Below are 20,691 nucleotides of genomic sequence, written 5' to 3' on the forward strand. Positions count from 1 at the left end.
GCCGCCTTGTTAGGGTTCGGCCGTGTCCAGACTGGCCGTGATGGCGCACTACGACGTCGCCGGGGAGCTGCGGCCCCACGTGCGTGGTCAGGTGGAGGCGCTTGCCGCGTCGGTCGACACCCTGCTGGTCTGCACGACGGCCAGCCTGCAGGACTCGGCGCGCGCCTGGCTGACCGAGCGGGCGGTCCTCGTGGAGCGGGCCAACTACGGCTACGACTTCTTCAGCTACAAGGTCGGCCTCGACGCGGCGGGCGACCTGACGGCGTACGACGAGGTGGTGGTCTGCAACGACACCTACGTCTTCGCCCTCGACTCCTACGAGCCCGTCTTCGCCGAGATGGCCACGCGGCCGTGCGACTTCTGGGGCCTGACCGGCGCCGAGCGCGTGGCGCCGCACATCCAGTCCTTCTTCATCGCCTTCCGTCCGTGGGTCGTCGGGTCGCGGGCGTTCACGACGTTCTGGGAGGAGATGGAGCCGATCTCCAAGCGCCGCCAGGTCATCCGGCGCTACGAGGTCGGCATGTCGCGCCGGCTCTACGAGGCGGGCTTCCTCTCCGACACCTACTTCGTCGAGACCCCCGAGGACCGGCGCATCGCGCGCGAGCGGATGCGCTGGTGGGCCGCCCACCGCTCACACTTCCCGCGCACGCGCGCCGAGGTCCGCGAGTGGCGCGAGCGTGCCAACGAGCCGTGGAACCCCGCTCGGAGCCTCGCCGACCGGGTCCTCGACAACGCCCGGCTCCCCTACGTCAAGATCGACACCCTGCGCTACGACCCCTACAACCTCGACGCCAGACGGCTGCTCGAGCTGTGCGAGCGTCGCTTCCCGCAGCGCTTCGACGGGGTCCGCGAGTTCCTCGAGGAGACCGCGCAGTACTACCCCCTCCGCGACACCGAGCGGCTGCTGCCCACCCCGCTGGCCCTCGAGCCCCTCTTCCCGCGGGTGAGGTACTCCGATGCGCGGTGAGCGTCGCCGCCCGGGTCAGGTGAGGCTCGACGACGCCGCCGACGTCATGGTCGCCTCCGGCCTCGTCGACGCGGACTACGTCGCCGCCCAGCTCGGCACCACGTTCGGGTCGACCCTCGAGGCGGCCCGCGCGGTCGTCGACGCCGGCGACGTGTCCCCGCACCCGCTCTTCGAGGCCCAGTGGATCGGTCGGCGCCGGTCGTGGCAGCGGGCCGGTCAGCACCCCGTGCTCTGGTACGTCTCCGAGCGTCGGCGGCGCAACCGCATCGCGCCGCACCCGCTCGTCGACCCGCGGATCATCTTCGCGGCCTACCCCGAGGCCCGCCACCACCCCTACGGTGCGCTGTCCTACTGGCTCGGCGCCTCGGGGCCGGGCACCCCGCTGCCGACGCGGATCCTGCCTCGCAAGGTGTCCTGGTCGACCTACCGCGCCGCCGCCATCGCGGCCGCGACCGAGTGGCGCGAGGAGGTCGTTCGCGAGCGTCCACCGCTGGTCGGCCCCACCCCGCCGCTCCCCGCCTCGCTGGGCACCTCCCCCGCGGTGACCGTCGTGATGGCCGCGCAGGACGCCGGACCGCTCGTCCACCAGACGGTGGCGTCCCTGCAGGCCCAGTCCTTCACCGACTGGCACCTTGTCGCCGTCGACCGCGGGTCGGTCGACGACACCGCAGCCGTGCTGCAGGGCGTGGCTGCCTTCGACGACCGCGTCACCGTCGTGCGCGAGTCGCGGTGCGGGCTCGCCCGCGCCCTCAACGTGGCCCTCGAGCACGGCACCGGCGAGCACGTGGCGTTCCTGCCGCTCGGGCGCGAGTGGCTGCCCGAGATGCTGGGCGACCTGCTGGCGCACGCCCACCACAGCGGGGCTGCCGCGGTGGTGGCGGGCGCCGGGGCCGTCGGCCGATCCCGGCACGAGCTGCTCGGCGGGCGCCCCGTCGACCTCGCCACGGCGCTCCTGCGACGAGACTCCGTCAAGGACGTCGGGGGCTTCGACGAAGGCCTCGACGGGGCGGTGGAGCGTGACCTGCTGCTGCGGCTCACCCGCGACCACGAGCCGCTTGCCGTCGACGTACCCGTCCTGCGCCGGCCGGAGACCCCGCAGCCCGGCTTCGAGGACGACTGGGACTCCGTCGTCCTCGAGCGTCAGCTCGTCGACTGGGACGCGGCCGGGCGCCGGGAGACCGACGAGGCACTGGTCAGTCACGTCATGCCGCTGGGACCGGAGCCCCGACGCACGGTGGAATGGCTCGGCGCGGTGCCGCGCGAGGGCTCGGAGCTGGTGCTCGTCGGCGTCCGCATGCGCCGGGCGCACCACGTCCTGGCCGCCTCCATCGCGTCGGTGATCTCGGGCGCCCGCTTCATCTCGGTCCCTGCCCCGGTGTCCATGTCGGTCGCCACCAACGTCGGCGTCGTGGAGGCCGCGGGCAGCACCGTGGTGCTGGTCCGGCCCGAGGCCATGCCGCCACGCCAGCCCATCGCCGAGCAGCTCGCCGGGGTGCTGCGCGAGGCAGGGGCGGGGATCGCGCAGCCGCTGGTCGTCGATCTGGACGGCGTGGTCCTCAGCGCCGGTGCCCGCTTCACCACCGACAACCCGCACCCTGAGCTGTTCCTCGCCGGCCTGCCCACCAGCGACGCCGAACGGATCGGCCAGTGCGTGGTCGCCGCGCCCGCCTCACCCCTGGTGGCGCTGCGCACCGAGACCGCGGTCGCGCTGCGCGGCCTCGACCCGCGCTACCACTCAGTCCTCGCCGAGACCGACCTCGGGCTGAGGGCGCAGCGCGCGGGTCTCGGCGGATCGGTGCTCGTGCCCGAGGCGGTGATCACGTCCCGCACCGCCTACGCGGAGGCGGAGGCGCTGATCGGCGCGATGTCGTCGCTGCGCGCGACCGTGCTCGCCGGGCCCCGGCTGCCGGTCGACGACTCCCGCGCCCAGCTCGGCACCGCCGGGCTCGAGGTGACCGACGAGCGCAGCCGGATGGTGAGCGCCGACCCCGAGGACCGGAGCGCGCCGTCGGTCCTGGTGCCCGAGCTCGTCGTACGTGCCGTGGAGGGCATCCGCGAGTCGCCCCCGCGGCTGCGGTGGGCCGTCGACATCGCGGCGCCCGCCGCCCAGCGCGGCGACCGGTGGGGCGACACCTACTTCGCCCGGTCGCTGGCCGACGCCCTCGAACGACGCGGCCAGCACGTGGCCATCGACCGCCGCGACGCCCGGCACCGCGACTCGCGCGACCACGACGACGTGCTGCTGGTGCTCCGCGGCCTCGACCGCGTCACGCCTCGGCCCGGCCTGCTCAACGTCGAGTGGATCATCAGCCACCCCGACATGATCACGCCCGACGAGGTGGCCGGCTTCGACCTCGTCTACGCCGCCAGCACCAGCTGGTCGGAGCGGGTGAGCCGCGAGTGGGGCACCCCGGTCGCGCAGCTCCTGCAGTGCACCGACACGCGCTGGTTCCACCCCGACAGGGCCGAGCCCGACACCGGCCCCGCGCTGCTGTTCGTCGGCAACTCGCGTGGCATCTACCGCTACGCCGTCCGCAGCGCGCTCGCGATCGGCGCCGACCTCACCCTCCACGGCAACGACTGGACCGACTTCGTCGAGCGCGACCAGATCGCCTCCGGCGGTGTCGACAACCGCGAGGTCGGCGCGCTCTACGCCTCGGCGGGGATCGTGCTCAACGACCATCACCTCGACATGCGCCGCGACAGCTTCGCCTCCAACCGCCTCTTCGACGCCGCGGCCTGCGGAGCCCGCATCCTCAGCGACCGCATCGACGGCCTCGAGGAGATCTTCTCCGGCCTGGTGCTCCCCTTCGACAACGAGCACGAGCTGGCGCGCCTGGTGACGCCGCCGTACGACGCGTTCCCGGACGACGCGACCCGCCGTGAGATCGCGACCCGGATCATCGCCGAGCACAGCTTCGACAAGCGGGCCGAGACCCTCATCGACGACGCGGTGCGCGCGCTCCTCGCCCGCCGCTGACCGGCGACGCGCGCCGGGTCGTCAGCCGAGCAGGGCGTCCACGAAGGCGGCCGCGTCGAACGGCGCCATGTCGTCGGGACCCTCGCCGAGGCCGACGAGCTTCACCGGCACGCCGAGCTCGCGCTGCACCTGCACCACGATGCCGCCCTTGGCGGAGCCGTCGAGCTTGGTGAGCACGATGCCGGTGACGTCGACGATCTCGCTGAAGACGCGGGCCTGGATCAGACCGTTCTGGCCGGTGGTGGCGTCGAGGACGAGCAGCACCTCGGTGACGTCGGCCTGCTTCTCGATGACGCGCTTGATCTTGCCGAGCTCGTCCATCAGTCCGGCCTTGTTCTGCAGGCGGCCGGCCGTGTCGACGAGCACCGTGTCGACGCCGTTGTCCATGCCGTGCTTGACGGCCTCGAACGCGACGCTGGCCGGGTCGCCGCCCTCGGGACCACGCACCACCTCGACACCGACGCGCTCACCCCACGTGGCGAGCTGGTCGACGGCGGCGGCGCGGAACGTGTCGGCGGCACCGAGCGTGACCGAGAGATCCTCGGCGACGAGGATCCGGGCGATCTTGCCGACGGTGGTGGTCTTGCCGGCCCCGTTGACGCCGACCACGAGCACCACGCCGGGCTTGCCGCCGGTGCCGGTCACCTGCACGCGTCGGTCGAGGTCGGTGCCGACGAGCTCGATCAGCTCCTCGCGCAGCACCGCTCGTACGTCGGACGGCTGGCCACCCTCGACCCGCAGTCGGGTGCGCAGGCGCTCCACGAGCGCCTGGGTGGGCGCCACGCCGATGTCGGCGGTGAGGAGGGTGTCCTCGATCTCCTCCCACGTGTCCTCGTCGAGGCGTTCACGGCTGAGCAGGGCCAGCAGGCCCTTGCCGAGGCCGCCCTGGGAGAGGGAGAGCCGCTGGCGCAGGCGCACGAGGCGCGATGCCGTGCTCTCGGGCTTCTCGACGGTCGGGGCCTCGACGACGGGCTCGGCGGTGTCGACCGCCGGCTCCGGGGGCGCCCCGGTCGCGACCTCGCCCTCGGTCGGAGGCGGTGCGATGACGTCGGTGCGGCCGCTGGGCGGCGGCACCTCCTTCCGCCGTCGTCCGGAGGTCAGCAGCCCGGCGAGCGTGACGACGCCCACGACCGCGATGGCGATGATCAGATAGAGCCAGTCACCCATGGGGTCAATCCAATCAGAGGGGCACGGCGCGCCGAAGCCGGGTGAGCACACCGGCCGCGCGGCGGGCCTGCTCCTCGGCGAGACGGGCACGCAGGCCGTCGCGCTGGGCGACGAGTCGGGTGGCCCGCTCACGCTCGCGCGCCAGGCGGCCCTGCGCCTTCGCGAGGTCGGCGAGCACGGCGTCGAAGGCGGCGGTGAGGCCGGACCCGGCCCCATCTGCCAGCATCGGGGACGCACTCCCCCGGCCGGGGTGGGCGACCCACACCACCTCGTGGGGCATCAGCCGGAACCACCGCACCGCTGACTCCCCCACGAGCGCGGGCGGCGTGACCCGCACCGAGGCGAGGCCGGCGTCCGCGAGGCGGGTGTCGAAGTCGTCGCCGTACCAGCGCACGTGGTCGACCTGGCCGAAGCGGCGGATGCGCTCCTCCGGGGGCGCCGACGGGTCCTCCTCGGTCGCCACGCCCGTCTTGATCGGCACCTCGAGGAGCGCGATGCCGCGCGGGCTGAGCACCCGCGCGATCTCGCGCATCGCGGCACAGTCGTCCGGGACGTGCTCGAGCACGTGGTAGCAGACCAGGAGGTCGACCGAGTCGTCCCGCAGCGGGAGGTGGGTCAGGCTGGCCAACGCGTCGACGTCGCGGGCGTCGTAGCCGGCGTCCAGGCTGATCCGGCGCCGGGCCTCGAGCCGGTCGAGGAGCACCTTCGACTGGCGCGACGGCGCGATCTCGACCACCGTGTCGAGGTCGCGCAGCTCGGGCAGGAGGCTGCCGAGCAGCAGCGAGAGGAACCGGTGCCGCTCCAGGCTCCCGCACCTGGGGCAGGCCGCGTCGGGGCGACCGTCGGGTCCGGGCCGGAACTGGCGGGACACCGTCGCGCCGCAGGCCGCGCAGTAGCCCTTGGCGACGTCGTGGCGGGAGCCGGTCACCTCTCGCACGCTAGTCCGCGCGCGGGTCGGCGCGCGGCGCCACGCCGGAGTCACCCCCGGCTGGGGTCAGACGCGGGACTCCGAGTCCTCGAGGGTCGGCAGGGCGTCGACGCCCTTGCGCATGGCGTCGCCGAGCTGCGGCGCGACGGGCATCTCCTCGCCGCGGTGGGGGTAGGCGACGTAGACAGCCACGGCCGCGGCGACGAGCACGCCGAGGGACATCATCAGGATGATCGCGAGCACGGGTTTCCTCCGAGGTGGGCCGGTCGGGTCCCCTCCACGGTGGCACACGACGGCTGGCGCCCACGCATCCGCGGCCGCCACCGGCGGGTCGGGGTGAGGACGCTCACCCCTCCGGGCGGAGCAGGCGTAAGACGGCCGCGCGCACGACGTCGGGCATCGGGGTGACCGGCCGGGCGCCGGCGCCGTTCGAGTTGTCGACGTAGACGTGGACGAAGCGCCCCTCGGCTGCCGCCTCGTCCGAGGCACCCTGGAACAGGCCGATGCGGTAGACGATGGAGCTGGTTCCCACCTTGTCGACGACCAGACCCATCTCGATCGGCTCGGGAAAGCCGATCTCGCGGAAGTAGCGGCAGCCGGTCTCGGCGACGACGCCGATCTGCGGCAGGGCCCGGACATCGACGCCGGTCGCGTCGTAGAGGTAGGCGTTGACCGCCGTGTCGAACAGCTCGTAGTAGGTCGCGTTGTTGAGGTGGCCGTAGGCGTCGTCGTCGCGCCACCGGGTGGTCGCGGTGCGCCAGGCGACGTAGTCGGTCCGCGTGGGCCGCAGAGGACGCTCGCCCACGCCTAGGCCGACTCTGCGTCGCGGAGGCGCTGGCTGATGACGGCGGAGACGCCGTCGCCGCGCATCGTGACGCCGTAGAGGGCGTCGCCGACCTCCATGGTGCGCTTCTGGTGGGTGATCACGAGCAGCTGGGAGTTCTCGCGCAGCTCCTCGTAGATCTCCAGCAGCCGGCCGAGGTTGGTGTCGTCGAGCGCCGCCTCGACCTCGTCGAGGATGTAGAACGGCGAGGGCCGGGCCTTGAAGAGCGCGACGAGGAAGGCGACCGCGACGAGCGAACGCTCGCCGCCGGACAGCAGCGAGAGCCGCTTGACCTTCTTGCCGGGGGGCCGGGCCTCGACCTCGACGCCGGTGGTGAGCATGTCACCCGGGTTGGTGAGGACGAGTCGTCCCTCGCCACCGGGGAACAGCCGGGCGAAGGTCTGGTCGAAGGCCTTCTCCACGTCGGCGTAGGCCTCGGTGAAGACCTGCTCCACGCGGGTGTCGACCTCGCGGACGATGTCGAGGAGGTCCTTGCGGGTGCGCTTGAGGTCCTCGAGCTGCTCGGTGAGGAACTTGTGCCGCTCCTCCATCGCGGAGAACTCCTCCAGCGCGAGCGGGTTGACCCGGCCGAGCATCGACAGGGCGCGCTCGGCGGAGCGGAGCCGCTTGACCTGCTCCTCGCGCACGAAGGGCGTGGGGTCCGGCGGCTCCTCGCCCTCGGGCACCTCGCCGGTGAAGGGGATGGGCGTGCTGGGTCCGTAGTCGTCGACCAGGCCGGAGGGATCCAGGCCGAGCTCCTCGAGCGCCCGCTCCTCGAGCTGCTCGATGCGCATCCTCTGCTGGGCCCGGGCCATCTCGTCGCGGTGGACGGAGCTGACGAGCTCGTCGTGCTCGCGGCCGAGGTCGCGCAGGTGGGTGCGCACGGCCATGAGCTCCTGCTCGCTCCCTCGGCGGGACTCCTCCACCGCGGCGCGCTCGTCGGCGGCCAGCATGACCGAGCGCTCGAGCTGGTGGAGGACGACGCGGACGGCGGAGGACACCGCCGTCGCGGCGGCCCCCTCGCGGATCAGCCGCTCGCGGCGCTCGGCCGCGCGGGCGCGCGACTCGCGCTCGGCCTGCGCGGCGCGCAGGAGGGAGTCGGCGCGACCGTGCAGCGCCCGCGCCCGCTCCTCGGCGGTGCGCAGCGCGAGTCGCGCGTCCATCTCCGCCTGCCGTGCCTCTCGGGCGGCCTCGGCCAAGCGTTCTCGGTCGGCGGTGTCGGGCTCCTCGTCGGTGACGTCCTGGGCCGCGGCGAGGCGGGCCTGGAGGTCGACCAGCCCGGCGAGGTCGGCCTCCCGGGCCTCACGGGCGGTGGTGATGGCGCGCTCGAGCCGGTCGGCCTCGCCCTTGGCGGCGCGGGCCTGCGAGCCGTACTGCCCGAGCTCCTCGGCCACCGCGGCCAGCGTGGCGTCCGACTCGTGGAGCTTGGCGAGGGCGACGTCGACGCGCTGGAGGGCGTCGTGGCGGGCCGCCTCGAGGCGGGAGATCTCGAAGCCCAGCCGCTCCGCGGACGCGGTCGCCTCGGCGAGCTTGGCACCGGCCTCGTCGACGGCTGCCTGGATCTCGATCAGGCTCGGCTGGCTGGTGGATCCACCGGCCGCGAAGTGGGCACCGAGCAGGTCGCCCTCGCGGGTCACGGCGACGACTTCGGGACGATCGGCGACCAGCCGCCGGGCGGCAGGGAGGTCGTCGACGACGACGACCTGGTGGAGCAGGTGCGCCACCGCAGGGCGTACGTCGTCGGGCGCGGACACGACGTCGACGGCGTAGGCCGCTCCGTCGGGGAGCGGGGGCCGGTCGCGGTCGGCGGTCGGTGCGCCGCCCAGCAGCATCGCGGCGCGACCGAGGTCGTCGTGCTTGAGGTGGGCGATCGCCTCGACGGCCGAGGCGGCGTCGGAGACGACGACCGCGTCGGCCGCAGCGCCGAGCGCGGCGGCGACCGCGGTCTCGTAGCCGTGGTCGACGTCGAGGAGCGCGGCCACCGAGCCGAGCAGGCCGCCGACCTCGTCGGTCGCGGCGAGCAGCGCGCCGGCGCCGTCCTTGCGGTTGAGACCGATCTCGAGCGCGTCGCGGCGCGCGACGAGGCCGGCGCGCTCGCGCTCGGCCTGCTGGGCGTCCTCACGGGCCCGGGCGAGCTGCTCGTCGATCTCGTCCAGGGCGGACACGGCGCCCTCGTGCTCGGAGTCGAGGCCCTCCTCGCCGGCGTCGAGCCCGGCGACCCGGGTCTCGAGCGCGGTGAAGTCGCGCTGCGCCCGATCGGCACGGGCCACGGCTTCCTCACGCGCGTCGGTGAGCCGCTGGATCTCGGCGTCCGCCGCCTCCGCGCGGGACGTCAGAGCGTTGACCTGGCCGGTGAGGCGCGCGAGCCCCTCCCGCCGGTCGGCGGCCGCCCGCTGGAGACCCGCGATGCGCTTGTCCTCCTCGGCCGCGGCCTCCTCGGCCGCGCGCTTGGCGACCACGGCGGCGTCGAGGCCCGAGCGCTGCTGCTCGACCTGCTCGGCGATCTCGGCCTCCTGACGGCGCACCCGCTCGGCCTGGGCCTCGAGGTCGTCGGGGTCGCGGCCGGAGTCGACCGTGTCGCCCTCGGCCGCACCCGCCGCGTTGCGGATCCGCTCCTCGGCCAGCGACGCGGTGCCGCGCAGCCGCTCCTTGAGCCCGGACAGGGCGAACCACGTCTCCTGCGCCGCGGCGAGGCGGGGCAGGTCGTCGCGCAGCGTGGCCTCGAGCCGGGACTCCTTCTCGCGCCCGGCGGCGACCTGCGCCTCGACCTCCTGGCGCCGCTGCAGGAGCAGCGACTCGTCGGCCATCTCGGACTCGAGTGCGGTGCGGGCGGTGACGAGGTCGTCGGCGAGGAGACGCGCGCGGGCGTCGCGCACGTCGGCCTGGACCGTCTGCGCCTGCCGGGCGACCTCGGCCTGCCGGCCGAGCGGCTTGAGCTGGCGACGGATCTCCGAGAGCAGGTCGGCCAGACGGGTCAGGTTGCCGTCGGTGGCGTCGAGCTTGCGGAGCGCCTTCTCCTTGCGCTTGCGGTGCTTGAGGACGCCGGCGGCCTCCTCGATGAATCCGCGGCGGTCCTCGGGCGTGGCGTGCAGGATCGAGTCGAGCTGACCCTGGCCCACGATGACGTGCATCTCGCGACCGATGCCGGAGTCGCTGAGCAGCTCCTGCACGTCGAGCAGCCGGCACCCGGTGCCGTTGATGGCGTACTCCGAGCCGCCGTTGCGGAACATCGTGCGGCTGATCGTGACCTCGGCGTAGTCGATCGGCAGCGCGCCGTCGGAGTTGTCGATGGTCAGCTGCACCTCGGCGCGGCCCAGCGGGGGGCGGCCGGACGTGCCGGCGAAGATGACGTCCTCCATCTTGCCGCCGCGCAGGCTCTTGGCGCCCTGCTCGCCCATCACCCAGGCGAGCGCGTCGACGACGTTGGACTTGCCCGATCCGTTGGGACCGACGATGCAGGTGATGCCCGGCTCGAGCTGCATGGTCGTCGAGGACGCGAAGGACTTGAACCCCTTGAGGGTCAGGCTCTTCAGGTACAACGCGGGCTCCTCACCGGGTCGAGACGGCCACTGACAACTGGGGAAGCTCAGCGCGGCTCACCCTACGACACCCGCTGCCGCTGGCGGCCGTTGCACGCGGCGTGGCACCGGGCCATGCTGGGGCGATGCGGAGCCCGCTCGTCCCCCTCGCCGCGGCCCTGGCCGTCCTCGCCGCGCTGATCGCACCGTCGCCGGTGGTCGCCGCGCAGGCAACGCCCGAGCCGCTCACCCGGGAGCACCTCCTCACGCTCGAGGACCACGTCGTCGTCTACCCCGACATGCGTGATCCGCTGCGCACCGTGATGCGGTCCCCCGTCTTCGCGCCGCGGGGCTGCGAGGACCAGGGCATCGCGGTCCGCGGCAGCAGCGCGATCGAGGGCAGCGTCTCGCCCGACGGCCGACCGCGCTCCGTGGCGCTCGTCGACCAGAACCTCGTCCGGTTCGGCTCGGTGCGCAAGGCCCGCGCCCTCGTGCAGCGCTACCGCGACTTCAGCAAGCGCTGCGTCGGCGACGTCGACACCGACGACGGCGAGGGCGGCGACGTACATCTCAAGAACCGCGCGTGGTTGCCGCCGCTCGTGGGTGATGAGTCCGCCGGGATGCTGATCGGGTGGTTCCAGTCGGGCGTCGCCGACTGGCGCCGGGTGCTGGTGGTGCGGACGGGCCGCACGGTCTCGGTCCTCGACGTGAGCTTCACCGACGTGCGCCCGCCGATGCGGGGCGTCCTCGCGCTCGGTCGGCTGGCGGTCGAGCGGCTGGGCTGAGACTCCTGAGCCGTCAGAGGTCGCGCTTCATCTGCTGCGCCGTGACGACGTAGCCGAGGGAGTCGTAGAGCCGGATCGCCGCCGTGTTGTGGCCGAAGACGTTCAGCGCGATCGTCGTCGCCCCGAGGTCGCGTGCCGCGTCGTGCAGCGCCTCCATGAGCCGGCGACCCCACCCTTCCCCGCGGCGGCCGACGTCGACCTCTACGTCGTAGATCCACGCGGAGGTGCCGGACGCACGCCGGCGGAGCTCGATCCAACCCAGGCCGACCCGCTCACCCGCGCCGGTCTCCGCGATCCACAGGTGCATGCCGGGGCTGGCCGGCCCGTCGGGCAGCAGCTCGGCGAGCTCCCCCTCGGCGGTCGCGACGGCGTCCGCGGCGTCCAGGCCGCGCGCCTCGGCGATCTCGAGGGCGTACTCCTGCACGGACCGGGTGCGGTAGGAGTCGTGCTCCTGCTGCGTCATCGGACGCAGCACCAGGCCGTCAACCACGACCCAAGGCGTCCCGCAGCGCCGCGAGCACGAGCAGGACCGCGTCGGGTCGGGCGTTGCGGCCCATCAGGCCGATGCGCCACACGCTGGCGGCGTACGCCCCCGCACCGGCGCCGATCTCGATGCCGTGGCGCTCGAGCAGCTGCTTGCGGACGGCCGCGGAGTCGACGCCGTCGGGCACGTTGACCGTCGTGAGCTCGGGCAGGCGGCTGCCCTCGGCGGCGAACAGCTCGAGGCCCATCTCCTGGAGCCCCGCCTGCAGGGCGTCGCCGGCCTCCTGGTGGCGTGCCCACACGGCCTCGAGCCCCTCCTCGAGGATCCGGGTGAGGCCGCCGTGGAGGCTGGCGACCATCGCCGTGGGTGCGGTGTGGTGGTAGGTCCGTTGGCCGCCCTTGACGCCGGCCTCGCCGACGTAGCCGCCGAGCATGCCGAGGTCGAGGTACCACGAGCGGGGCGTCTCGACGCGGCGCTCGAAGGCACGGTCGTTGATGGTGAACGGCGCCAGGCCGGGGGCGACACCGAGGCACTTCTGCGTGCCGGCGTAGCCGATGTCGACGCCCCAGTCGTCGGCGCGCAGCTCGATGCCGCCGATCGAGGTCACGGCATCGGCGAGGAGCAGGGCGTCGCCCTTCCCGGCCCCCAGCGCGGCGATGTCCGATCGGACGCCCGTCGAGGTCTCGGCGTGGACCGCGGCGATGATCGCCGGGGACGGGTGCGCGGAAAGCACGCGGTCGACGTCGACCGGCTGCCCCCAGTCGTGCTCCACCGCCACGACCTCGGCGCCGCACCGGGCTGCGACGTCGGTCATGCGCTGCCCGAAGAGCCCGTTGACCGCGACCACGACGACGTCGCCGGGGTGCACGGTGTTGACGAACGCCGCCTCCATCCCGGCCGACCCGGTGGCGCTGAGCGGCAGCGTGCGGGCGTTGTCGGTGCCCCAGACGGTGCGGAGCATGTCGCAGGTCTCGTCCATGACCCGGAGGAACTCCGGGTCGAGGTGCCCGAGCAGCGGCTCGGCGAGCGCGCGCGTGGCCTCCGGGTAGGGGTTGGAGGGACCGGGACCGAAGAGGTGGCGCTCGCGGATCATGGCACCGACCGTAGACGACCACCCCACGACGTTCCTCTCCCCCGCTCCGCTCCCCCGAACAACGCCGCGGGGACCCCGGAAGGACGACCACCGGGCCTCAGAGCACCGCCCCCGGGTTGAGGATGCCGGCCGGGTCGAGGGCGTCCTTGATGCGCCGCGACAGCGCCATCACGTCCTCGCCGAGCTGGTCGGGCAGCGCCGCCTTCTTGGTGCGCCCCACGCCGTGCTCCCCGGTGATGGTCCCACCGAGGCGGATGGCCGCCTGGAGGATGTCGTCGAAGGCGGCGCGGGCCCGGCGCTCGGAGTCCGCGTCGGCAGCGTCGTACACGATGATCGGGTGGGTGTTGCCGTCGCCCGCGTGGGCGACGGTGGGGATCTCGACGTCGTGAAGCAAGGCGATCTCCGTCACTGCGGCGAGGAGGTCGGGCAGCAACGGCACCGCGGCGCCGACGTCCTCCAGCAGCAGGCTGCCGCGCGCCTCGACGGCCGGGAACGCCATCCGCCGGGCCTCGACGAACATCTCCCCCTCGGCCGGGTCGTCGGTGACCACGACCTCGGTCGCACCGGCGGCGACGCAGGCCGCCTCGACGGTGGCGATCTCCGCGACCCGGGCATCGCCCGGTGCGTCGGACTGGGCGACCAGCAGGGCGCCGGCGGTGCGGTCGAGGCCGCGGGGGCTGAAGTCCTCGACGGCGTTGATGGTGGCCCGGTCCATCAGCTCCATCATCGAGGGCCGCAGCGAGCGGCGTACGGCGACGACCGCCTCCGCCGCGGCCACCACCGACGGGAACGACGCCACCAGCGTCGCGGGCGGGAGCGGCAGCGGCACCAGCCGCAGGATCGCCCCGGTGACGATGCCGAGCGTGCCCTCGGACCCCACGAACAGCTTGAGCAGGGAGAGCCCGGCGACGTCCTTGATCCGCTTGCCGCCGAGGGTGATGAGGGTGCCGTCGGCGAGGACGACGTCGAGGCCCAGGACGTAGTCGGTGGTGACGCCGTACTTCACGCAGCACAGGCCGCCGGCGTTGGTGGCGACGTTGCCGCCGATCGAGCAGATCTCGTAGGACGACGGGTCGGGCGGGTACCAGAGGCCGTGCTCGCGGGAGGCGGCCTTCACCTCGGCGTTGAAGGCGCCGGGCTCGACGACGGCGACCTGGCAGCTGGTGTCGATCTCGATCGCCCGCATCCGCTCCAGGCTGAGGACGATGCCGCCGTCGACGGCGCTGGCGCCGCCCGAGAGACCGGACCCCGCCCCGCGCGGCACGACCGGTACGCCGTGGCGGGCCGCCCAGCGCACCGCGACCTGCACCTGCGCGGCGTCCTCGACCCGCACCACCGCCACCGGGGTGCCGGCGCCGACGTCGCGCGACCAGTCGTGGCGGTAGGTCTCGACGGTCGCGGGGTCCGTCGCGACGACACCGGCGGGCAGGGACTCCACGAGCTCCGCGAGGGCATCCACGCGCCCATCGTGGCACGGGCTGCGGAGCACCGGGGGGTGACGACCTAGGGTCGGCAGGCATGAGAGCCGCACGCCGTGCCCGGATCCTGGGGGACGCCGACCTCCGACAGGGGCGTTGCCTCGAGATCGGTCCCCTGGCCAACCCCGTCGTGGGCGCCGAGGCCGCCGACGTCCGCTACGTCGACGTCGTCGACCGGACCGGACTCGTCGCCCACTACGAGGGCGACCCGGCCGTCGACCCCGACGCGATCCCCGAGCAGCACTTCTGGCTCACCCGGCCCGACGGCACCGTGTCGACGCTCGCCGAGGCCGTCGCCGCCGACGCGCCCTACCAGCACGTCGTGGCCAGCCACGTCATCGAGCACGTGCCCGACATGGTCGGCTGGCTGCGCGACGTCGCGCAGGTGCTCACCTGGGACGGTGCCCTGCTGCTGGCCGTCCCGGACCGCCGCTTCTGCTTCGACGTGCACCGCACCCCGGCCACCGTGGGCCAGGTGGTCCAGGCCCACCTCGACGGCGACCGTACGCCGTCGGTGCGCGCGGTGCTCGACCACTTCATGCGAGCCGTCGACTACTCCGCCGAGCAGGCGTGGGCCGGGGAGCAGCCCCCGACGCAGGGGTCCCACCCGATCGATGCCGTTCGCGAGCAGGTCGCGCGGCAAACGGCCGGTGACTACGTCGACTGCCACGTCTGGCCCCTGACGCCGCAGGTCTTCGCCGGCCTGCTGGACGACCTGCTCGCCCTCGGGCAGGTCGACTTCGCCGTCGAGCGGATCACCGCGACGCGGGTGGGCGACCAGGAGTTCTACGCGACCCTGCGACGGCTCGACCGTCGGCGCGACCCGGCGCTGGCCGTCGACGAGGCGCGGGCGGCCCTCGGCCGGCTCCGGTCGGAGCTCCCGGACGAGGGGCCGCCGCGGTCCGGCGACGCGGACGTGGTGCCGGCCCACGTCGTCGCCGACCTCGAGCAACAGCTGGCGGAGACGCGGGAGCGTCTGGTCAAGGTGCGGTCGGCCCGCGACCGGGCGCGCCGGGAGCGCGACCGCGCGCGTGCCGAGGCGACGAGCTCCGCCCCCGCACGGGACGGCACCGGTCTCGTGGGTCGGCTCAGCCGCAGGCTGCGGCCCTGACGTCGGTCCGGAGCCGTCGTACGCCGGTCAGGCGTCCGCGGTCGCGGGCTCGTCGGCGTGCGCGATGCTCGACAACCGCGACCACACGAGCGCCAGGGTGAGACCGGAGCCGACGAACGCGAACCAGAACGGCGCCGCCAGGCCCCAGCGCTCGGCGATCACGCCGCCGATCCCCTGCCCGATCACCATGCCGCCGAAGACGAAGATCAGGTACACCGAGCCCACCCGGCCCTGGAACTCCATCGGCACGGACCGCTGGCGCACGACCTGCGAGACGTTGAGCCACACGAACGCGTAGGCGCCGAAGCCGAACATGATCAGCAGCGCGAGCCAGGGCACGGTGGTGAGAGCAAGCGCCAGGTGCATGAGGACCTCGAGGAGGAGGCAGGTCTTCATCAGCGTCGCGAGGTCGAAGCGCCGCTCGAGGCGACCGTAGAGGAACGTGCCGAGGATCCCGCCGAGTGCCGAGGCGGTGGTCAGCAGGCCGAAGCCCACCTCCCCCATGTGCACCCGGTCGAGCGACCAGAGCACGAGGATCGACCAGGCGGCGCCCCACGTGATGTTGAACGTCAGGATGACGATCGCGAGGGTGCGGATCGCCGCGTGCCCCCAGAGCCACCGGATGCCGTCCGCGATGTCCTGCCGCACATGGGTGTCCAGCGGGTCGCGCACCTGGTCGCGGGTCGAGCCGATGCGCGACACCAGCACCACGCCGAGCAGGACGCACACGAGCTGGCTCGCGAACGGCCACACCATCCCGGCCGCGAACAGGAACGCGCCCACCGGCGGGCCGACGAGCTGGTTGGCCGTGAGGAAGCCCGCCTGCATCCGCGAGTTGGCGATCCCGAGGTCGGGCTTGTCGACGAACATCGGGATGAGGGTGCTCGAGGTGGAGTCGGCGAACACCGCGGCCACGCCCAGCGCGAAGACCGACACGAGCACGACCGCGATGGACACGTGGCCGGTGGCGATCGAGGCGCAGAGGAGCGCCAGGACGACGGTGCGCACGAGGTCCGCGGTCACCACGACCGTACGCCGGTCGAGGCGGTCGGCCAGGGCGCCGGCGTGCAGCCCGATCAGCAGCCACGGCAGTCCACGCAGGAGCCCGGCCATCGCGACCAGGCGGGCGTCGTCGGTCTGCGACGCGACGAGCAGCGGCCCGGCCGCCATGGCGATCCCGTCGCCGATGTTGGTCGTCCACGACGAGGCGAGGAGCCACCGGAAGCGCCGGCCGAGACGCGCCGGCAGGACGGCCTCGACGAAGCGGCTCGTCCCGGGGAGGTCGCGCAGCGACCGTCTCGAAGGGCTCACAACGGCCAGACCCTACGCCGGGGGTCGGCGGGGTGCAGCGGGTGTGCGGCGACGCGACGGGGGTCGCGTCAGGCGGGCTGGAGGTCCTCGACCTTCAGCTCGTCGCGAGCAGCCGCGGCCAGGCGGTCGTTCTCGGCCTGGAGCCGGAGGACGAGTGACTCGAGGTCCCCGACCCGGCGGCGGAGCCGGCTGTTCTCGACTGCGAGGACCGAGGCGGTCCGGACGTCGTTGTTCAGATGACCCATCAGCGCCTTCGCCATGGGGTGCCTTTCCAGAAGGGGGTACTGGACCGCATAGCGGCCGTCTCCAAGCGTCCCACCGAGGTGGCGGCCGGTCAACGCCTACCGGCGCGCCGCGCACGCGGCGGTCGCTGGCAGGTCGGGCAGAAGAACGACGAGCGGTTCATGAAGGCCACGCGGCGGATGGGGGTGCCGCAGCGTCGGCACGGCTCCCCCTCCTGGCCGTAGGCGTCGAGGGAGCGGTCGAAGTAGCCGGACTCGCCGTTGACGTTGACGTAGAGGGCATCGAACGACGTGCCGCCCTGGGCGAGCGCTTGGCCCATCACGTCGCGGACGTGGCCGAGCAGCTCGCGCAGCACCGGGCCGGTGAGTCGGTCCCCCGCCCGCTCGCCGTGCAGCCGGGCACGCCAGAGCGCCTCGTCGGCATAGATGTTGCCCACGCCCGAGATGAGGCCCTGGTCGAGCAGCAGCCGCTTGACGGCGGACGTACGACGCCGCGCGCGACGCACGAACTCGTCGTCGTCGAACTCCGGGTCGATCGGGTCGCGGGCGATGTGCACGATCTCGGACGGCAGCTCCGCGCCGCCTGCCGAGACCACGAGGCCGCCGAACATGCGCTGGTCGACGAAGCGCATCTCGAGAGGTCGCACGACGGGTGCCGGGGCGCCCTCGACCTGCGGCGCGGGGGCGGCGAGCGTGAACCGGACCCGGAGGTGGCGCTCGTCGAGCGCACCCGGCTCGTGGAGGAGCATCTGCCCGCTCATGCCCAGGTGGCCCAGGAGGGCGTCACCGTTGGCGAGGGCGAGCCAGAAGTACTTGCCGCGACGGCGGACGGCCTCGATGCGCTGGCCCACCAGTGCGGCGGCGAATCCGGTCGGCCCGCGGTGGTCGCGGCGAACGGGCCGCGGGTGGAGCACCTCGACGGCGTCGATGGTCGCGCCGACGACGTGGCGCTCGAGGCCGGCGCGGACGACCTCGACCTCGGGGAGCTCGGGCACGTCTCAGGCGTCGGGGCCGGTGGCCGCGGCCGGTGCCACGACAGCCGCGGGAGCGGCCTCCGCCACGGGCTGGCCGTTGGCGTGGGCGGCCTTGATCTCGCGGTAGGCGGTCTCGGCGGCGCCCTGCTCGGCCTCCTTCTTGGAGCGGCCGGTGCCGTTGCCGAGGACCTGCTCGCCGACGCGCACGCGCGCGACGAACGTCTTCATGTGGTCGGGGCCGTCGTCCTCGATGAGGTACTCGGGGACGCCCAGACCGAGGTCGGCCGAGAGCTCCTGGAGGGAGGTCTTCCAGTCGAGGCCGGCGCCCATGGACGCCGCGGCCTCCATCACCGGGTCGAAGAGGAGGTGGACGACCTTGGCGGCCTCGTCGATGCCACCGCTGAGGTGGATCGCCCCGATGACCGCCTCGACGGTGTCGGACAGGATCGAGGCCTTGTCGCGACCCCCGGTGGTCTCCTCGCCGCGCCCGAGCTTGATGTGCTGGCCGAGCCCGATCTGCCGCGCGACGTCGGCGAGGGCGCGCGCGTTGACGACCGCGGCCCGCAGCTTGGCCAGCCGGCCCTCGCTGAAGTCCGGGTGGACGCGGTAGAGCGTCTCGGTGACCACGACCCCGAGCACGGAGTCCCCGAGGAACTCCAGGCGCTCGTTGGTCGGGAGCTGCCCGTTCTCGTAGGCGAACGAGCGGTGCGTCAGGGCACGCTGCAGCAGCTCGGGATCCAGGACCGGATCACCGAGCGCTGCGCGGAGCTCGTCGGTGGTCAGAGGACGATCAGAGAACTTGGCGACGGTCGGCCTTGGCGCCGTACTGGCCGCACTGGCCGCACGCGCGGTGCGGGAGGTGCTTGGCGCCGCAGGCGGGGTTGGCGCACGTCGCGAGGGTCGGCGCGACGGCCTTCCACTGCGAACGGCGGTGGCGCGTGTTGCTGCGCGACATCTTCCGCTTCGGAACAGCCATGGTTGTCTCCTGTTGCTTGTGTTGCTCGGCCGGGGATTCCCGGCGAGGTGGTCAGTCCTGGGGGTCCTGCTGTGTGTCCTGCGTGGTCTCTGCCTGGAGCTGTTGGAGCCCTGCCCAGCGCGGGTCGATCGGCGCGTCGTGCGCGTGGTCCGGGTCGTCCGCGAGTCGGGCACCGCACTCGATGCACAATCCGGGGCAATCGTCCATGCACAGCGGCTGGAACGGTAGTGCGAGCACCACCGCGTCCCGCAGCAGGGGCTCGAGGTCGAGCAGGTCGTCCTCGAGCAGGCTGGTCTCGTCGTCGAGGTCGCGGTCGGCGTGCTCCGCGGCCTTGTCGTGCTGGTCGGGGTAGACGTAGAGCTCCTGCAGCGTCACGTGGATCTCGTCCTCGATCTGCTGGAGGCAGCGTACGCACTCCCCCTCGAGCGCGGCCGTGGCCGTGCCCGTGAGCAGCACGCCCTCCATGACCGCCTCCAGCCGCAGGTCGAGCTCGACCGGCGATCCTTCGGGGACAGAGAGGACTTCGATGCCAAGTTCTGCTGGCGCCGGGACGGAGAGCTCGAGCTCACGCTGGGACCCCGGGCGGCGGCCGAGCTCGCGAGTATCGAGCACGAGCGGCGCCCTCGGGTCCAGGCTGTTCACGACGAGCTCCCACATCTGGACACCAACACAACCTCGGAATCGTATCCGCCGCCCCACCGGAGGGGCAAAACGAGTGACCGGTGGTGTCCGCCCGCGCCTCAGGCGCGGCGCTCGGCGAGCCGCGACACGAGCTGCTCGCGCACGGGCTCGGGGACCAGGCCGCGTACGTCGCCCCCGAGCGCCGCGACCTCCCTGATCAGGCTCGAGGACACGAACGCGTTGCCGACGGCACCGGGGAGGAAGACGGTCTCGACCGCGGTGAGGTGGGAGTTCATCTGCGCCATCGGCAGCTCGTACTCGTAGTCGCCGGCCCCGCGCAGGCCCTTCACGATCGCCACGGCCTCGATCTCGCGGCAGAAGTCGACGATGAGCCCGTCGAAGCCGGACACGCGCACGTTGGCGATGCCCGAGGTCGCCTCGCGCAGCATCGCGATGCGCTCGTCCGGGGTGAACAGCCGGTTCTTGCTCATGTTGACGCCGACGGCGACGACGACCTCATCGAAGAGCTTGGCGGCGCGACCGACGATGTCGAGGTGGCCGTTGGTCACCGGGTCGAACGACCCCGGGCAGACAGCGCGACGCACGGGCGTCCTTCCTTCAGGCTGGGACTGGGCGGGGGCTCTGGTCCCGTCTCGGGATCAGGAGGCCACGGTGGCGTGACCGTACCAAAGCGTGGTCTCGCCGTAGCGCCGCGTGCGGTCCTCCTCGATGCCCGGCGGCCAGGTGACGACCGTGCGCTTGGCCGCGCGTTCGACGACCACCAGGGCGCCCGGCACGAGCCAGCCGTGGTCCACCAGCGCGACCAGGTCGGCGTCGACGTCCAGGTCGGACATCGGGTAGGGCGGGTCGGCGAAGACCACGTCGTAGGGCGCGGCGGGCGGGGAGGCGAGGAACGACGCCACGGAGGTCGCGACCACGCGGGCGCGCGAGAAGCCGAGGGTGGCGGCGTTGCGGGCGATCAACGCTGCGGTGCGCCGGTCCTGCTCGACCATCGTCACGACGCCGGCGCCCCGCGACCACGCCTCGAGCCCCACGGCGCCGGAGCCGGCGTACAGGTCGAGGAAACGCAGCCCGTCGAGCGAGCCGGTGCGGGACTCGATCGCCGAGAACAACGCCTCGCGCACCCGGTCGCTCGTGGGTCGGGTCGTCTGGCCGCGCGGCGTCTCCAGCCGGCGGCCCCCCGCCGTGCCCCCGATGATGCGAGTCATGTGC

At 73.4% G+C, this 20,691-nt stretch carries 20 protein-coding genes; 4 read left to right on the forward strand and 16 right to left on the reverse strand.

The window, feature by feature from the left end:
* Nucleotides 1-22: 22 nt before the first annotated feature.
* Both ACFQW6_RS08965 and ACFQW6_RS08970 read left to right on the forward strand, forming a co-directional pair.
* Nucleotides 23-967, forward strand: coding sequence for a rhamnan synthesis F family protein (locus ACFQW6_RS08965; RefSeq protein ID WP_378543393.1), 945 nt, complete (start codon nucleotides 23-25; stop codon nucleotides 965-967).
* A complete protein-coding gene (locus ACFQW6_RS08970; RefSeq protein WP_378543396.1) occupies nucleotides 957-3,947 on the forward strand; it encodes a glycosyltransferase in 2,991 nt (996 codons plus the stop codon). Before ACFQW6_RS08965 ends, ACFQW6_RS08970 begins: the two co-directional genes overlap by 11 nt.
* Nucleotides 3,948-3,968: 21 nt before the next feature.
* Here the strand turns inward: ACFQW6_RS08970 and ftsY are convergent, their stop codons facing one another.
* From ftsY to smc, 5 genes are all read right to left on the reverse strand, one after another.
* Complete coding sequence (ftsY, locus tag ACFQW6_RS08975; RefSeq protein WP_378543399.1) at nucleotides 3,969-5,114, reverse strand: signal recognition particle-docking protein FtsY; 1,146 nt, start codon at nucleotides 5,112-5,114, stop codon at nucleotides 3,969-3,971.
* A 13-nt stretch (nucleotides 5,115-5,127) separates the two neighbouring features.
* Nucleotides 5,128-6,042, reverse strand: a complete 915-nt coding sequence (locus ACFQW6_RS08980) for a class I SAM-dependent methyltransferase (protein ID WP_378543402.1) — start codon at nucleotides 6,040-6,042, stop codon at nucleotides 5,128-5,130.
* A 66-nt stretch (nucleotides 6,043-6,108) separates the two neighbouring features.
* Entirely contained in the window at nucleotides 6,109-6,285 is a 177-nt protein-coding gene (locus ACFQW6_RS08985; protein WP_378543405.1) for a hypothetical protein, read from the reverse strand.
* 103 nt (nucleotides 6,286-6,388) lie between these two features.
* Nucleotides 6,389-6,847, reverse strand: coding sequence for an acyl-CoA thioesterase (locus tag ACFQW6_RS08990; RefSeq protein WP_378543408.1), 459 nt, complete (start codon nucleotides 6,845-6,847; stop codon nucleotides 6,389-6,391).
* A gap of 2 nt (nucleotides 6,848-6,849) precedes the next feature.
* Complete coding sequence (gene smc / locus ACFQW6_RS08995; protein ID WP_378543410.1) at nucleotides 6,850-10,404, reverse strand: chromosome segregation protein SMC; 3,555 nt, start codon at nucleotides 10,402-10,404, stop codon at nucleotides 6,850-6,852.
* A gap of 125 nt (nucleotides 10,405-10,529) precedes the next feature.
* Between smc and ACFQW6_RS09000 the strand changes: the two genes are divergently transcribed.
* Entirely contained in the window at nucleotides 10,530-11,168 is a 639-nt protein-coding gene (locus ACFQW6_RS09000) for a hypothetical protein (protein ID WP_378543413.1), read from the forward strand.
* A gap of 13 nt (nucleotides 11,169-11,181) precedes the next feature.
* Here ACFQW6_RS09000 and ACFQW6_RS09005 read toward each other — a convergent pair whose 3' ends face one another.
* From ACFQW6_RS09005 to ACFQW6_RS09015, 3 genes are all read right to left on the reverse strand, one after another.
* Entirely contained in the window at nucleotides 11,182-11,658 is a 477-nt protein-coding gene (locus ACFQW6_RS09005; RefSeq protein WP_378543416.1) for a GNAT family N-acetyltransferase, read from the reverse strand.
* Nucleotides 11,651-12,745 carry a pyridoxal-phosphate-dependent aminotransferase family protein gene (locus tag ACFQW6_RS09010; RefSeq protein ID WP_378543419.1) on the reverse strand — a complete coding sequence of 365 codons (1,095 nt, stop codon included), beginning with the start codon at nucleotides 12,743-12,745 and terminating at the stop codon, nucleotides 11,651-11,653. Before ACFQW6_RS09010 ends, ACFQW6_RS09005 begins: the two co-directional genes overlap by 8 nt.
* Before the next feature lie 97 nt (nucleotides 12,746-12,842).
* On the reverse strand, nucleotides 12,843-14,204 hold the full coding sequence (locus tag ACFQW6_RS09015; protein ID WP_378543422.1) for an FAD-binding oxidoreductase: 1,362 nt from the start codon (nucleotides 14,202-14,204) through the stop codon (nucleotides 12,843-12,845).
* 59 nt (nucleotides 14,205-14,263) lie between these two features.
* Between ACFQW6_RS09015 and ACFQW6_RS09020 the strand changes: the two genes are divergently transcribed.
* Nucleotides 14,264-15,334 (forward strand): class I SAM-dependent methyltransferase, encoded by a 1,071-nt coding sequence (locus ACFQW6_RS09020; protein ID WP_378543425.1) that lies wholly within the window; start codon nucleotides 14,264-14,266, stop codon nucleotides 15,332-15,334.
* A 27-nt stretch (nucleotides 15,335-15,361) separates the two neighbouring features.
* On the opposite strand, the gene ACFQW6_RS09025 is transcribed toward ACFQW6_RS09020, so the two are convergent.
* The 8 genes from ACFQW6_RS09025 to rsmD all read right to left on the reverse strand — a co-directional run bounded on the left by ACFQW6_RS09025 (nucleotide 15,362) and on the right by rsmD (nucleotide 20,687).
* On the reverse strand, nucleotides 15,362-16,645 hold the full coding sequence (locus ACFQW6_RS09025) for an MFS transporter (protein WP_378543428.1): 1,284 nt from the start codon (nucleotides 16,643-16,645) through the stop codon (nucleotides 15,362-15,364).
* Nucleotides 16,646-16,713: 68 nt separating this feature from the next.
* Nucleotides 16,714-16,905, reverse strand: a complete 192-nt coding sequence (locus tag ACFQW6_RS09030) for a hypothetical protein (protein ID WP_378543431.1) — start codon at nucleotides 16,903-16,905, stop codon at nucleotides 16,714-16,716.
* A gap of 74 nt (nucleotides 16,906-16,979) precedes the next feature.
* On the reverse strand, nucleotides 16,980-17,882 hold the full coding sequence (mutM, locus tag ACFQW6_RS09035) for a bifunctional DNA-formamidopyrimidine glycosylase/DNA-(apurinic or apyrimidinic site) lyase (RefSeq protein ID WP_378543433.1): 903 nt from the start codon (nucleotides 17,880-17,882) through the stop codon (nucleotides 16,980-16,982).
* A 3-nt stretch (nucleotides 17,883-17,885) separates the two neighbouring features.
* Nucleotides 17,886-18,644, reverse strand: a complete 759-nt coding sequence (rnc, locus tag ACFQW6_RS09040; protein ID WP_378543644.1) for a ribonuclease III — start codon at nucleotides 18,642-18,644, stop codon at nucleotides 17,886-17,888.
* A 7-nt stretch (nucleotides 18,645-18,651) separates the two neighbouring features.
* A complete protein-coding gene (rpmF, locus tag ACFQW6_RS09045) occupies nucleotides 18,652-18,837 on the reverse strand; it encodes a 50S ribosomal protein L32 (RefSeq protein WP_179617666.1) in 186 nt (61 codons plus the stop codon).
* A 51-nt stretch (nucleotides 18,838-18,888) separates the two neighbouring features.
* Nucleotides 18,889-19,479, reverse strand: coding sequence for a YceD family protein (locus ACFQW6_RS09050; RefSeq protein WP_378543435.1), 591 nt, complete (start codon nucleotides 19,477-19,479; stop codon nucleotides 18,889-18,891).
* A gap of 98 nt (nucleotides 19,480-19,577) precedes the next feature.
* Nucleotides 19,578-20,063 (reverse strand): pantetheine-phosphate adenylyltransferase, encoded by a 486-nt coding sequence (gene coaD, locus ACFQW6_RS09055; RefSeq protein WP_378543437.1) that lies wholly within the window; start codon nucleotides 20,061-20,063, stop codon nucleotides 19,578-19,580.
* 54 nt (nucleotides 20,064-20,117) lie between these two features.
* Nucleotides 20,118-20,687 carry a 16S rRNA (guanine(966)-N(2))-methyltransferase RsmD gene (gene rsmD / locus ACFQW6_RS09060; RefSeq protein ID WP_378543440.1) on the reverse strand — a complete coding sequence of 190 codons (570 nt, stop codon included), beginning with the start codon at nucleotides 20,685-20,687 and terminating at the stop codon, nucleotides 20,118-20,120.
* Between the last annotated feature and the right edge of the window lie 4 nt (nucleotides 20,688-20,691).

The sequence above is a fragment of the Nocardioides sp. GCM10028917 genome, assembly GCF_042666175.1.
Classification (GTDB): domain Bacteria; phylum Actinomycetota; class Actinomycetes; order Propionibacteriales; family Nocardioidaceae; genus Nocardioides.